General features: G+C 75.8%; 8 protein-coding genes and 1 pseudogene. 2 read left to right on the top strand and 7 right to left on the bottom strand.

Going from position 1 to position 13,994, the window contains the following annotated elements:
- Positions 1-42: 42 nt before the first annotated feature.
- Genes G339_RS0107495 through G339_RS0107510 form a run of 4 tightly spaced genes read right to left on the bottom strand, consistent with a single transcriptional unit; the run spans position 43 to position 9,864 of the window.
- Positions 43-888 carry a siderophore-interacting protein gene (locus G339_RS0107495; protein WP_019630455.1) on the bottom strand — a complete coding sequence of 282 codons (846 nt, stop codon included), beginning with the start codon at positions 886-888 and terminating at the stop codon, positions 43-45.
- Positions 889-941: 53 nt separating this feature from the next.
- Positions 942-2,309 (bottom strand): DHA2 family efflux MFS transporter permease subunit, encoded by a 1,368-nt coding sequence (locus G339_RS32930; protein ID WP_157407424.1) that lies wholly within the window; start codon positions 2,307-2,309, stop codon positions 942-944.
- Positions 2,306-9,226 (bottom strand): amino acid adenylation domain-containing protein, encoded by a 6,921-nt coding sequence (locus G339_RS0107505; RefSeq protein ID WP_019630457.1) that lies wholly within the window; start codon positions 9,224-9,226, stop codon positions 2,306-2,308. The genes G339_RS32930 and G339_RS0107505 overlap by 4 nt, the downstream gene beginning before the upstream one ends.
- The gene (locus G339_RS0107510; RefSeq protein ID WP_019630458.1) at positions 9,223-9,864 is read right to left on the bottom strand and encodes a GNAT family N-acetyltransferase; all 642 of its coding nucleotides are present in this window, start codon (positions 9,862-9,864) and stop codon (positions 9,223-9,225) included. Before G339_RS0107510 ends, G339_RS0107505 begins: the two co-directional genes overlap by 4 nt.
- 207 nt (positions 9,865-10,071) lie before the next feature.
- On the opposite strand from G339_RS0107510, the gene G339_RS0107515 reads away from it, so the two are divergent.
- The gene (locus G339_RS0107515) at positions 10,072-11,031 is read left to right on the top strand and encodes an ABC transporter substrate-binding protein (RefSeq protein WP_026341239.1); all 960 of its coding nucleotides are present in this window, start codon (positions 10,072-10,074) and stop codon (positions 11,029-11,031) included.
- Positions 11,032-11,358: 327 nt separating this feature from the next.
- Here G339_RS0107515 and G339_RS36520 read toward each other — a convergent pair whose 3' ends face one another.
- The 3 genes from G339_RS36520 to G339_RS39350 form a co-directional block, all read right to left on the bottom strand.
- Positions 11,359-11,994: an RlpA-like double-psi beta-barrel domain-containing protein gene (locus tag G339_RS36520; protein WP_019630460.1), complete on the bottom strand. Its 636-nt coding sequence runs from the start codon at positions 11,992-11,994 to the stop codon at positions 11,359-11,361.
- 694 nt (positions 11,995-12,688) lie between these two features.
- The gene (locus G339_RS0107525) at positions 12,689-13,051 is read right to left on the bottom strand and encodes a hypothetical protein (RefSeq protein WP_019630461.1); all 363 of its coding nucleotides are present in this window, start codon (positions 13,049-13,051) and stop codon (positions 12,689-12,691) included.
- Between the two features lie 137 nt (positions 13,052-13,188).
- Positions 13,189-13,554: an SIP domain-containing protein gene (locus G339_RS39350; RefSeq protein WP_169514718.1), complete on the bottom strand. Its 366-nt coding sequence runs from the start codon at positions 13,552-13,554 to the stop codon at positions 13,189-13,191.
- Positions 13,555-13,777: 223 nt separating this feature from the next.
- Between G339_RS39350 and G339_RS41060 the strand changes: the two are divergent.
- Positions 13,778-13,924 (top strand): annotated as a pseudogene (locus tag G339_RS41060) (helix-turn-helix domain-containing protein); the annotation flags it as partial.
- Between the last annotated feature and the right edge of the window lie 70 nt (positions 13,925-13,994).

The raw sequence follows: 13,994 nt of genomic DNA on the forward strand, positions 1-13,994 counted from the left end.
GGCGGCTCCTTCGGTGGTGGACGAACGGGGGGGAGGCGCGGGTCAGGCGCGGGCGGCGGCCTCCTCGCGGCCCGCCGCGTAGTAGTCCTCGTCGCGGTCGTTGTCGTGCTCGTCGTGGTAGGTCGTCTCGGTGAGGCCGCGCTTCCAGTAACCGATCGCCAGGTATCTGCGGCGCTCCAGACCGCGCTCGTCGCGGACGTAGGAGCGGATCGCGCGGACCGACGACGACTCGCCGGCGATCCACACGAACACGTCGCCGTCCGGCCAGGGCAGCGCGCGGACGGCGTCGGCGAGCACCGGCCCGCCCGCCGCCGCGCCGTCGCGGAACAGCCAGGTCAGCTCGACGCCGGGCGGCGGGGCGAGGTCCTGGACCTCCTCCGGCCCAGGGACCTCGACCAGGACGTGGCCGCGCGCGTCGGCGGGCAGCCCCTCCACGATCGCGCCGATCGCCGGGAGCGCGCTGTGGTCGCCCGCGACGACGTACCGGTCGGCGCGGCCGAGGACGCGCCCGCCGGGGCCGAGGACGCCGAGCGGGTCGCCGGGCCGGGCGTCGCGCGCCCAGCGGGACGCGACGCCCGCGTCGCCGTGCAGCACGAAGTCGACGTGGAGTTCCCCGGCGGCGGCGTCGTACCGGCGGACGGTGTACGTCCGCATCGTCGGCCGCCGCTCGGCGGGCGGCCAGACGGGCCGGCCGTCGGGCCCCTGGACGGGCCACCGCGGGTCCTCGTCGCCGCGCGGCGGGAACAGCAGCTTGACGTTCGGCCCGTCGCCGAACCCGGCGAGCTCGGGGCCGCCCAGGATGATCCGGCGCATCCCGGGGGTGACCTGCTCGGCGCGCAGGACGGACAGGACGCGCAGGCCGGGGACGCGGGGGCGCTCGTCGGGCACGGGGTTCTCCTTCTCTCGGGGGCGCGCCGCGGGAGTGCGGCGCGGAGGGGACGTCAGGTCTTCGCCGCGGCGGGCGCGGGCGCGGCCCGGACGAGCCGCGTCGCGACGAGCGCGGCGACGAGCGCGCAGCCCGCCGCCGCGCCGAGCGCCGCGTGGTAGGGGGCCAGGCCGCCGCCGGGGACGGCGGCCAGCACGCCCGCGCCCATCGACACGCCGAGCGCGGACGCCATCTGCCGCTCGGTGTTGTAGACGGTGGACGCGGCGGACGTCGCGGCGGTCCCGACCGTGCTGAACGCGGTGATCTGGAGCTGGATCGAGGACTGCCCGACGCAGAACCCCATCGCCAGGTGCAGCAGCATGATCAGGTGGACGGGCGTGCCGACCGTGACGAGGTCGGTGAGCGCGATCGTCGCGGCCGCGCCGACCATGCAGGCGGTGACGACGCGGCCGGGCCCGAACCGGTTCTGGAGCCGTCCGGCGACCTGGGACGCGGCCATCAGGCCGAGCGCCTTGGGCAGCACGGCGAGGCCCGCGAGCGACGCCGAGTGGCCGAGGCCGTCCTGGTACAGCAGCGTGAAGGTGTACCCGGCGGCGAGGAATCCGGCGACGAGGAACACCATCGCGCCGCCGGACGCGCGGAACGCGGCGTCGCGGAACACGCCGAGGTCCACCAGCGGCTCGCGGGTGCGCGGCGCGGCGACGGCGAACGCGGCGAGGCACGCGAGCCCGGCGGCGAGCAGCACGGCGACGGACGCGTCGAACCCGCGCGTCGCGCCGTAGTTCAGCGCGAACATCACCAGGCCCGCGCCGGGCGCGACGAGCAGGAACCCGCGCAGGTCGAACCGGCGGCGCGCCCGCTGCCCGCCGCCGTCGAGCGCGACCGCGCCCGCGACGAGCGCGGCGAGGCCGATCGGCAGGTTGATCGCGAACCCCCACCGCCACGACAGGTGGTCGACGAGCAGGCCGCCGATCACCGGGCCGAGGGTCGGGGCGAGCGCGCCGGGCAGGACGATGGCGCGGGCGAGCCGCATCCGCTCGTCCGGCGGGTACGCGAGGTACAGGACGGTCAGCCCGACCGACAGCAGCAGCGCGCCCGCGAGTCCCTGCACGGCGCGGGCCGCGACGAGCATCCCGAGGCCGCCGGACACGCCGCACGCGAGCGAGGCGGCGACGAACAGCGCGAGCGCGCCGAGGTAGGCGGCCTTCGGCCCGATCCGGTCGCTGATCCACCCCGACGCGGGGATGCACACCGCGACGCTGACCAGGTACGCGGCGTCGACCGCGCCCGTCGCCGCCGGGGCCGCGTGGAACTCGCGCGCGATGGCGGGCAGCGCGACGTTCGCGATGGTCATGTCCATGCTGACCATGAACACGACGGTCACATAGACGACGCAGACCATCGTCCGCGCACGGCCGCTCACGGCGCGCCGCCGCGCAGGACGGCGTCCACGACCGCGCCGATCTCGGCGATCGGGCCGGGCTGGGTCATGTCCTTGTGCTCGCACTGGACGTCGTGGTTGACGATCTTCCCGCCGACGTACGGCTCCCACAGGCGGTACGTCGGGGACGCCGCGCCCTTGCCGAGTTCGGCGGGGTTGAGCGCGGCGGTGAAGAACAGCAGGTCGCCGTCGAACCGGCCGAACTCGGCGTCCTTCTCCAGCTTCGCGCTGACCGCGAAGTTGTCGATCATCGCGGCGGGCGTGAAGTCGTGGAGGTTGGCGAGGGCGCTGCCCTCGGCGCGCAGGATCTCCATGACGCGCTCGCGGCTGACCGGGCCGTCCTCGCCGGTCATGTCGTGGCCGACCATGTAGAGCAGGGCGCGCAGCGCGTCCTCCTCGCTCGGCAGGGTGTCCCAGACACCGCTCGGGTAGGAGTCGAGCATCACCAGCGGCGCGACCTCCTCGCCGCGCGCCCGCAGCTCCACCGCGACGTGGTGGGCGATGACGCCGCCGAACGACCAGCCGAGCAGCGCGTACGGTCCGTGCGGGCGGACCTCGCGCATCGCGGCGATGTACTCGTCCGCCATCTCGGCGAGCGTGTCGGCGGGCTGGACGCGGCGCGCGAGGTTGCGGGCCTGCACGCCGAACAGCGGCGCGTCGTGGACGTGCTTGAGCAGCCCGGAGAAGCACCAGGAGATGCCGCCCGCCGGGTGGAAGCAGAACAGCGGCACGCCGTCGCCGGACGTCCGGAACGGCAGGATGATCTCCAGCGCGTCCCCGTCGCCGCCGCTCTCCAGCCGGTCGGCCAGCTCCGCGACGGTCGGCGCGGCGAAGATCCCGCCGACGCTGAGCCGCACGCCGAACTCGGCCTGGACGCGGCCGATGAGCCGCGCCGCGAGCAGCGAGTGCCCGCCGAGGTCGAAGAACGAGTCGTCGATCCCGACCCGCTCCAGCTCCAGCACCTCGGCGAACAGCTCGCACAGCATCTCCTCCTGCCGGGTGCGCGGCCCGCGCCCGGTCGAGGCCGCCGGGCCGGGGGCGGGCAGCGCGGCGCGGTCGAGCTTGCCGTTGGGCGTGAGCGGCAGCGCGGGAAGGACGACGACGGCGGACGGCACCAGGTGCGCGGGCAGCTCGGCGGCCAGCGCGCGGCGCGGGTCGGCGGCGGGCTCCCCGACGACGTACCCGACGAGCCGGGGGTCGCCGGGCCGGTCCTCGCGGACGACGACGGCGGCGCGCTCGACCCCGTCGAGCCGGGCCAGCGCGCTCTCGACCTCGCCGGGCTCGATCCGGAACCCGCGGACCTTGACCTGGTCGTCGGCGCGCCCGGCGAACCGCAGCACGCCGCCGGGCGTCCAGCGGGCGAGGTCGCCGGTGCGGTACATGCGCTCGCCGGGCGGCCCGAACGGGTCGGCGACGAACCGCTCGGCGGTCGCGGCGGGCCGGCCGAGGTAGCCGCGCGCCAGGCCCGCGCCCGCCAGGTACAGCTCGCCGGTGACGCCGGGCGGCACCGGGCGCAGCGCGGCGTCCAGGACGTACGCGCGGGTGCCGGGGTCGGGGCGGCCGATCGGGACGGGCCCCGGATCGCCCGGGTCGCAGTCCCACAGCGTCGCGTTGACGGTCGCCTCGGTCGGGCCGTAGGCGTTGACGACGCGGTGCTCGCGGCCCCAGCGCGCGACGAGTTCCGGCGGGACCTTCTCCGCGCCGATCGCGAGCGTCGACCCGGCGGGCAGGCCGACGTCGGCGGGGAACATCGCGAGGACGGACGGCGGCAGCCCGAGCATCGTCACGCCGTGCCGCTCGGCGTAGTCCGCGAGCGCCGCGCCGGGCGTGCGCAGCTCGTCGGGACACAGCACGAGCGTGCCGCCGGACAGCAGCGGGATGCAGATCTGCCAGAGCGCGGCGTCGAAGCTGAGCGACGCGAAGTGCAGGACGCGGGTTCCCGGCCCCGCGCCGAGCCGCTTCTCCTGCGTCTCGACCAGGTCCGCGATCCCGGCGTGGGTGACCACGACGCCCTTGGGTTTCCCGGTCGAACCGGACGTGTAGATCACGTACGCGGGCAGGTCCACCGAGGTCGGGCCGGGCGGGTCGGTGTCGGCGCAGCGGGCGAGCCCGGCCAGGTCGGGGGGCCGCACGACGTGCTTCGGGCGGGCGTCGTCCGTCATGTACGCGAGCCGGTCGGCCGGATAGGACGGGTCGAGCGGCAGGTACGCCGCGCCGGTCTTCAGGACGCCCAGCACCGCGACGACCATGTCGGCGGTGCGGGGCATCTCGACGCCGACGACGTCCTCCGGCCCCGCCCCGACCTCGGTGATCAGGCGGTGCGCGAGCCGGTTCGCGCGCGCGTTCAGCTCCGCGTAGGTGAGCCGGGCGCCGTCCAGGACGAGCGCGGGCGCGTCCGGCGTCCGGCGGACCTGCGCCTCGAACAGCGCGGGCAGCGTCGCGGGCGGCCGGTCGTGGCCGGTGGCGTTCCAGTCCCGCAGGATCGTGCGGCGCTCGTCCGGGCCGAGCAGGTCCAGGGCGCCGATCGGGCGGCCCGGATCGGCGGCGGCCCCGGCCAGCACCCGGACGAGCCGCGCGGCGAGGTCTTCCGCGGTCGCGCGGTCGAACAGGTCGGCGCTGTACTCGATCGCTCCGTCCACGCCGCCCCCGGCGCGCTCCACGAGCCGGAACGCCAGGTCGAACTTCGCGCCGCCGGTCGGGACGGTGCTCACCGACGTCCGCAGCCCCGGCATCGCCGGACCCTCCGCCGGGTCGGCGGCGTAGGTGACCATGACCTGGAACAGCGGGTGGCGGGCGAGGGAGCGCGGCGGGGCCAGCGCCTCCACGATCCGGTCGAACGGGACGTCCTGGTGCTCGAACGCGGCCAGGTCGGCGGCGCGGACGCGGTCCAGCAGCGCCCGGAACGACGGGTCGCCGGAGGTGTCCGTGCGCAGCACGAGCGCGTTGACGAAGCAGCCGACGAGCTGGTCGAGGGCGTCGTCGGCGCGGCCCGCGGCGGGCGTGCCGAGCGGCACGTCGGTGCCCGCGCCGAGCCGGGTGAGCAGCGCCGCGACTCCCGCCTGGACGGTCATGAACATGCTGGCGCGCGCGTCGCGGGCGAGTTCGGCGAGGGCGCGGTGCAGGTCCGCGCCGAGCGCGAACGGCACGACGCCGCCGCGGCCCGTCCCCTCGGCGGGCCGGGGCCGGTCGGCGGGCAGGTCGAGTTCGGCGGGCAGGCCGCGCAGCGCCGCGCGCCAGTGGGCGAGCTGCCGGGCGGCGGTGGACGCGGGGTCGTCCTCGTCGCCGAGCAGGTCCCGCTGCCACAGCGTGAAGTCGGCGTACTGGACGGGCAGCGGCCGCCAGTCGGGGCGGCGGCCCGCGCGGCGCGCCGCGTACGCGGCGGCGAGGTCCCCGACGAGCCGGGCCTGCGACCACTCGTCGGCCGCGATGTGGTGCAGGACGAGCAGCAGCGTGTGCTCGTCCGGTCCCGCCGTGTGCAAGACGGGCCGCAGCGGCGGCTCCTCGGCCAGGTCGAACACGTGCCGGGCGGCGGCCGTCAGGTCGTCCGCCGTCGCCGCGCGGTGCAGGACGGGCGGCGCGGCGGGCATCACCTGCTGGTACGGCGCGCCGTCCTCCTCGGGGAAGCGGGTCCGCAGGATCTCGTGCCGGGCGGTGAGGTCGCCGAGGGCGGCGGTCAGCGCGTCCTCGTCGAGGTCGCCGGACAGGGTCAGCGCGACCGGGACGTTGTAGGCCGAGCCCTCGCCCGTCCGCTGGAGGAACCACAGGCCGCGCTGCGCGTGCGACAGCGGGACGCGGCGCGGGCGCGGGACGGGCGCCAGCGGCGGCCGGTCCCCGCCGTCCCCGAGCGCGGCGGCGATCCCGGCGACGGTCGGGGTCTCGAACACCGCGCGGATGCCGAGTTCCGCGCCGAGCACGGCGCGGACGCGGCCGGTGAGCCGCGCGGCGAGCAGCGAGTCGCCGCCGAGGTCGAAGAACCCGTCGTCCACGCCGACCGAGGGAACGCCCAGGACCTCGGCGAACAGCGCGCACAGCGCGGCCTCGCGGGCGGTCGCCGGGGCGGCGGCGTCGTCGCCGCTCAGCGCAGGGGCGGGCAGCGCGGCGCGGTCGAGCTTGCCGTTGACGGTCAGCGGCAGCGCGGGCAGGCCGACGACGGCGGCGGGCACCAGGTGCGCGGGCAGCCGTTCGGCGAGGTGGGCGCGCAGGTCGGGGCGGACGCCGTCGGCCGCGCCCGTCGCGGCGTAGCCGACGAGGCGGCGGTCGCCGGGCCGGTCCTCGCGGACGACCACGGCGGCCTGCGCGACGTCCGGGTGCGCCAGCAGCGCGGCCTCGACCTCGGCGGGCTCGATCCGGAAGCCCCGGACCTTCACCTGGTCGTCGGCGCGGCCCAGGAACTCCAGCGTCCCGTCCGGCAGCTCGCGGGCGAGGTCGCCGGTGCGGTACATGCGCGCGCCGGGCGGCCCGAACGGGTCGGCGACGAACCGGCCGGCGGTGAGGCCGGGGCGGCCGAGGTAGCCGTGCGCGAGGCCCGCGCCGCCGACGTACATCTCGGCGGAACGGCCGGGCTCGACCGGCCGCAGCGCGTCGTCCAGCAGGTGGACGCGCAGGTCGGGGATGGGTCCGCCGATCGGGCTGCCCGCCGCCGCGGCCGCGTCCAGCGCGCGGTGCGTGACGTGGACGGTCGTCTCGGTGATGCCGTACATGTTCACGAGCCGCGGGCCGTCCGCGCCGTGCCGCGCGTGCCAGGGGGCGAGGCGGCCGGGGTCCAGCGCCTCCCCGCCGAACACGACGTACCGCAGCGCGAGCGGCCCGCCGGGGTCGGCGGCGAGCAGCGGGTAGAACGCGGACGGCGTCTGGTTCAGGACGGTCACGCGCTCGGCCGACAGCAGCGCCGCGAACGCGTCCGGGGAGCGGGCGACGTCCTGCGGGACGACGACGAGCCGCCCGCCGTGCAGCAGCGCGCCCCACAGCTCCCACACCGAGAAGTCGAAGGCGTAGGAGTGGAAGAGCGTCCACACGTCGTCCGCGCCGAAGCCGAACCAGTGCCGCGTCGCGGTGAACAGCCGGACGACGTTGCGGTGCGGCACGACGACGCCCTTGGGCGCGCCCGTCGAACCGGACGTGTAGATGACGTACGCGGGCAGTTCCGCGTCGAGGTCGCGGCCGAGCGGTTCGGCGGAGTGCTCCTCGGCCTCGGCGAGCGTCTTCTCGTCGACCGTGGCGACGGGCCGGGCGTCGGCCAGCGTCGCGGCGACGCGCGCCTCGGGGTAGCCGGGGTCGATCGGGACGTACGCCGCGCCCGTCTTGAGCACGCCGAGGATCGCGGTGACGAGCCCGGCCGAGCGCGGCAGCGTGAGCGCGACGAACGCGCCGGGCGCCGCGCCGCGTCCGGCGAGCAGCCGGGCGAGGCGGTTGGCGGCGGCGTCCAGCTCCGCGTAGGTGACGGAAGTGTCCCCATCGGTCACGGCTACCGCGTCGGGCGTCGCGGCGGCGCGTTCCTCGAACAGTCCGACGAGCGTCGCGCCGCCCGGCTCGGGCGCGGGCTCCGGCGCGGGCCTCACCCGCGCGGGCACGGCGTCGAGCCGACCCACCGGCTGCTCCGCGCCGCCCGCGCCGAACGCCTCGAACAGCGCGCCGAGCGACGCCGCGTGCCCGTCCATCTCCGCCGCGCCGTACAGCTCGGGGTTGGCGTCGACCTCCAGCGGCAGGAACCCGTCCTCGGGCCCCGCGCCGTGGACGGTGACGGTGAGGTCGTCCACCGGCCCGGCCGACAGGTAGTGCGTCGTCGCGGGCGCGCCCGCGAACCGCAGCTCGGGCGTGAACGGCTTGATGTTGACCAGCGGCCCGATCAGCCGCCGCCCCTCCCCCAGCAGCCGCAGGTCGCGGCGCAGGTCCTCGGACCGGTACCGGCCGTGGACGCGCGCCTCCCGCAGCCGCGCCGCGACCTGCGCGACCAGCTCCCCGGCCGTCGTCGCGGGGCCGAGGTCGACGCGCAGCGGCACGACGTTGGTCACCATCGACGGGACGCGCGCGGCGGCCGTCCCGAGGCGGCCCATCAGCGGCAGGCCGAGCACGACCGAGCGCGCGCCCGTCCGCCGGTGCGTGTACGCGGCGACGCCCGCGACGACCGCTTCCGGCCACGTCGCCCCGGCGGCGGCCGCCAGGTCGCGGAGCCCGGCGGCGCGGAGCCGCCCGGTGCGGCGCAGGAACGTCGGCGCGGGCCGCCCGCCCCGCTCGGCCGCGCGCGGGCTGAGCGACACGGCCCCGGGCGCGTCGGCGAACCGGCCCGTCCAGTAGGCGCGGTCGGCGGCGCACCGCTCGGACGCGCGGTACGCGGCCTCTTCCTCGACGACGTCGCGCAGCGGCAGGAACCGGCCGCCCGGGTAGGCGCGGTCCTCGGCGAGCGCGGTGTAGAGCTCCGCGACGCGCCGCGCGACCTGCGAGAAGCCGTAGCCGTCGAGCACGATGTGGTGGCAGCGCTGGTACCACAGGACGCGCCCGCCGCCGAGGTCGAAGAGCGCCTGGGTGAACAGCGGCCCGGCCTCGGGCGCGACGGCGCGGGCCAGGTCGGCGCGCATCCAGCGCAGCGCGGCGGCGTACGGGTCGGCGGCGTCGCGGACGTCGGGCCGGTGCAGCGTCCAGTCGGGGGCCGCGCCGCCGGACGCGACGAGCTGCCACGGCCGGTCGTCGCCGCCGCCGAACCGGACGCCGAGGGCGTCGGTCTCCGCGACGGTCGCGCGCAGCGCCCGCTCGAACAGGCCCGCGTCCACGGGCCCGTGGACCTCGACGTACTCGGCGGTGTTGTACGCGGGGTTGGCGGGGTCGAGGCGCTGGGCGAACCAGACGCCCTCCTGCGCCCCCGTCAGCGGGACCGCGCCCGGGGGGAGAGCGGCGGCGGTCATGCGGGCAGGACCGGGACGTCGGCTTCGGTGCGCGGGTAGACGAACAGCGCGGCGCGCTTGTGCGGCAGGTCGACCTCGCCGAGGAACCGCAGGCCGAGCTTGACGTCGGTGCGGCGGGCGGCCTCGTTGCCCGCGTCCGGCTCGGAGACGAGACGGGTGCATGCGGGCTCGGCGGCGAGGACGCCGTCGATGAACGCCCCGAACACGCGCGCGCCGATGCCCCGGCCGACCGCGTCCGTCTCCCCGATCGCCAGGTGGAAGCCCACGTCGTGCGGGCGCGCCGGGTAGGTGAGGCTCACGACGTCGCGCGCCGCGCGGTACAGCTCGACGTAGGCGATGGGACGGCCGTCGAGCGACACGATGAACGGCCGCGCGTAGTCCCCGGCGAGCTGGCCCGCGATCTCCGCGGCCCAGCGCTCGCGCGGCCACGCCTGGTCGTAGTGCTGCGCGACGTGGGGAAGGTTCATCCAGCGGTGTACGAGGTCGAGGTCCTCGCCCTCCGGCCGGGCGAGCCGCGTCGAGAACGGCGGCTTCAGCTCCGGGACGGGCGGCGGTCCGGCCGCGAGGACCTCGGGGGCGAGTCCGGCTTCCAGCCGCCTGCTGTACGGGCGGGTGCTCGGGCCGGGTTCGCTGCTCACGTCGCCTCCAGGGGGGGTGCAGGGCAACTTAGGTAAGGCTTAGCTAAGTTGTCGGGCGGTTCCAGCTAAGCACCGAGCGAACGAAACGGTCAACGTGCGCACCCGCGAACTCCGGCAAGAGCGATCTAGGCCACATCGGATGACAAATTAGGTGAGGCTAACCTAAAGTTTGCGGCCGTACCGAGACCGTTCCCCCAGGAGTCATCCATGCCTCTCTCCCTTCGCTCCCGCGCGACCGGCGTCGCCGCCGGGGTGCTCGCACTCGCCCTGAGCCTCACCGCGTGCGGAGGGGACGACTCCGACTCCGGATCGGGCGGCGCGACCCGCGACGTCGTGGACGCGACCGGCGCGACCGTCAAGGTCCCCGTCCACCCCAAGCGCGTCGTCACGCTCACCGAGACCGACCTGGACTCCGCGCTCGCGCTCGGCGTGCAGCCGGTCGGCGTCACCAACGGCCGGTTCGCCAAGGACGTCCCCGGCTACCTCAAGGCGAAGCTGACCGGCCAGTACAAGGTGGTCGGGGACCTCAACACGCCCGTCCTGGAGAAGGTCGCGGAGGTCAAGCCCGACCTGATCCTCGCCGGGTTCCTGCCCGACAAGAAGGTCATCGACCAGCTCAAGAAGATCACCCCGGCGACCGTGCTGTCGACGAAGATGACCGAGGACTGGAAGGCCACGCTCACCCGGATCGCGGACGTCCTCAACGTCCCCGACAAGGGCAAGGCCGTCATCGCGGACTACGACAAGCGCGTCGCCGACGCCAAGGGCGAGTTCGGCGACAAGGCCGGGAAGAAGATCAGCATCGTGCGCTGGAACGCCACGGGCCCGAGCTACATGCTCAAGGACGCCTTCTCCAGCCTCGTCGTCCGCGATCTCGGCTTCGAGCGCCCGCAGGGCCAGCTCACCCCCGCCGGGTTCTCCCCCAGCGACGCGCTCAGCCTGGAGAACCTCAAGGTCCTCGACGGCGACTACATGATGCTCGGCACGCTCAACCCCGACGCCGCCGCGGCCCTCAAGGAGGCCGAGAAGATCGCCGCCTTCAAGGACCTGCCCGTCGTCAGGGCGGGCCACGTGATCAACGTGGACGGCGCGATCTGGACCTCCCGCGGCGGCCCGGCCGCCGCCGCGACGGTCATCGACGACGTCGAGAAGGGCCTCGCGAAGTAGGTCTCACGACCACGACGGTGCGGCCGCGGACCCGAAGGTCCGCGGCCGCACCGTCACAACGCGAGGTACGCAGGCAATCTGCCTCCGAACCAACACCGAGGGACACCCGCGAACTACCGTGAACGGCCCCCGGGCCAACACGAGCAACCCGGGATGCCCCGCGCGGCGGCGAGCCACCCGGGTTCCGCGTAACCGCTCATCCCCGGAACCACGGGCGAGACCTCGCACACGGCCGCGAGCCGCCGGGCGCACGGCTCTGAGGGGCACAGAACGGCCGCCCGGCCGCGAGTCAAAGGACTCGCAACCGGGCGGCCGTTCACCGCGGGATCAGGAACCGAACGGCTGCGGGGCGCCCTTGGTGCCCGCGCCGCTGCCCCAGGACAGGACCTCGTACTTCAGGCCCGCGAGGTGGCCCTCGCCGGTGCCCGCGTCGTACTTGCTCGACGGCTTGCCGCCGTCCAGCAGGTAGCGGAACGTGTAGGTGTCGAGGTCGAGCATGACGCCCCGGTGGGACGGCTCGCCCGGGCCGCGGTCGCCGACGAAGCCGGTGACGCTGCGGCCCTTGTAGGTGACCTTCACCTTGGTGTTCATCGGCCAGCTCGGGCTGGCGAACAGCCCCTTCTGCATGGGCTTGCCGCTGGCGGGCGCGCCGGTGTCGCCGTTGACTCCGGAGCCGTCGTCCCAGAAGTAGGACGCGGTGGTCTTGCCCGACAGCAGGACCTTCGGGGCCTTCTTCACCTTGTCGGCCTTGGCCTCGGTCTTCACCTTCGCCTTGGCCTCGCCGCGCGCGGCGGCGTCGGTCCCGGCGTGCGCGGGAGCGTCCTCCAGGGCCGCCGCGGGCGAGCCGGTGGCGGTCTTCGGCTCGTCGTCGCCGCTGGCGACCGCCACTCCCGCGACCAGCATGCCGGCCAGGGCCGATCCGGTGACCGCGGCCAGGAGGGCGTTCGTCGCTCGCTTCTGCATGGAAATCCTCTGTTCGGCGGACAGGTCTGCCGTCCCGGCCGTCCGGGCGCGCGGCGCTGGGCGCGCGGCGCTGCGGACGGTGCGGGGGACGGCGGCGCGGGGCGATGCCCCGGGCCTCGGCGCCGCGGAGGGACCCGCTCCGAATCCGCGCGGGCAGCGCGGACCCGCGTCCGTGCCGGCCCGTTCTCGGGCATGGCGGGACGGACGTCGGGGAAACGGGTGGAATCGCCGACCGGAAGGGCGCTACGGGCCCGTGCTCCGGCGCGGTCGCTGCATGGCCGACCGCTGTTCGGCTGGGGAGGACCCGCCTGGCTGGCGGGACACGACGCCTGCATAAGACCAGGTCAGATGGCTTTGACCCTGATCTGACGATGAGTATAGGCGGGTTTAACACACCAAACCCGAAACGTCCTTTTCTTTACCTTCTGCGAAGGTAGATCTTTAGGACGTCGACCCGCCGATGACCGGATCAAGAGGAATGGCGACTGGCCCGGAAGACCGATGCGAAAGGCGAATCGGTCCAGTCGTCCGGACACGCGAAAGCCCCGCCGGGCCTCCGGTCCGACGCCTCGGGGAGGCGTGGAACCGAAGGCCCGGCGGGGCTCACGGAAGCGTCAGCGGACCCGGCCGGCCGACGTGACCGGACGTGGGGAGCGTTCCCGCCGCGCGGACCGGGCGGGCGGAACGTTCCGGGTCAGAACTGGGCGGCGGTGCGCGGGAAGAACGCCGGCTCGGGCGCCGGCGGCGGCACGGTCCCGTCCACGCGGCGCTGCGCCGGGAGCGGCGCGGGCATCGGCGCCGGCATGGCGGCGGGCACGGACGCCGGGATCTGCGTCGGGCCCGTCTGCAGGGAGCGGGGCTCGCCGAGCAGCGCCATCAGCGCGCGGGCCGTGTCGGCGTCCATGCGCATGAGGACGGCCGGGCGGCCGCCCGGGTCGACGAACGGGGAGATCGACGGGGCCGCCGATACGTGCGGGAGCGCGCGCCGCAGCTCCTCGCGGAGGTCGTGGGCGAGGCGCAGCGCCTGTCGGTCACTGTCGCTCAGATGTGCGGTCATCGCGATCTCCGGGGGGCGTTCGCAGTGCGGGAGGTGCGTGGTCCGAGGGCAATCCTGCTAAAGATGGCGTGCAGGTGCAAGAGCTGATGCACGTGCATCTTCACGAATCGGTCGCGGGCCACGCGCCGCCCGCCCCGTCAGTCCGTCCCCGTGCGCCCCGGCCTCCAGAACGGTCTCACCGTCACCGCGCGGCGCGGCCGGCCCCGCCCCGCCACCCGATGGCGGCGCGTCGCCCGGACCGCGCGGGCCTCCCCGACGACGCACGCGCGACCCGGCTCGCCGGGCAGTCCGAGCGCCCGCACGACGGCGACGAGACCGCCCGGCGCAACCGGGTCGCGGTCGTACCACAGCAGGTCGGCGGCCCGCGGCAGCGGCGGCCGGTCGTCCGGGCCGGACGTCTCGGCGGTGCCCCGGACGGGCGTCGCGGGGTCCGGCACGCGCGGCATCGCGACGGACGCCGTCCCGTCCCCGACGAACAGATGGCGCGGCGCGGAACCGAGCACGAGCCGCCCCTCCGGACGGCCGCGGACCACCGCCGATCCGGTCTCCGCCGAACGCGCCCACCGCGCCCCCGGACCCGCGCCGGAGTGATCGAGGACACAGAGGTCCAGGAGCCCGGCGGCGCGGTCCTGGTCCGTGTTTCGAAGTCCCGACCCACGGCCCTCGCCTGGCGGCTCGGACCTCACCGGACCTGCGCGAGCGCGGCATCGCTCCGCGATCTGCCCGGTGAAGTTTGCGGGCGGGCTCGGTGACCTGGAGCAGCAGCGACGGCTGCATCTCTCAGGCCCGGCGATGAGCCGCACGCTCGGCCGCATCCGGCGCGCGCTCGGCGACCCGGTGCTCGTCCGCTCCGGGCGCGGCATGGTGCCCACGCCCCGCGCGCGGGAGATCCGCGCCGAGGTCCACGAGGTGGTGCGGCGGGCGGGGCTGGTCTTCGGGGCGG

It is taken from the genome of Actinomadura atramentaria DSM 43919 (assembly GCF_000381885.1).
In the GTDB taxonomy this organism is placed as follows: Bacteria; Actinomycetota; Actinomycetes; order Streptosporangiales; family Streptosporangiaceae; genus Spirillospora; species Spirillospora atramentaria.

Coding starts and splice junctions, on each gene's coding strand:
- G339_RS0107515 (WP_026341239.1), top strand. CDS start 10,072: ATGCCTCTCTCCCTTCGCTCCCGCGCGACCGGCGTCGCCGCCGGGGTG.
- G339_RS0107525 (WP_019630461.1), bottom strand. CDS start 13,051: ATGACCGCACATCTGAGCGACAGTGACCGACAGGCGCTGCGCCTCGCC.
- G339_RS0107505 (WP_019630457.1), bottom strand. CDS start 9,226: ATGACCGCCGCCGCTCTCCCCCCGGGCGCGGTCCCGCTGACGGGGGCG.
- G339_RS36520 (WP_019630460.1), bottom strand. CDS start 11,994: ATGCAGAAGCGAGCGACGAACGCCCTCCTGGCCGCGGTCACCGGATCG.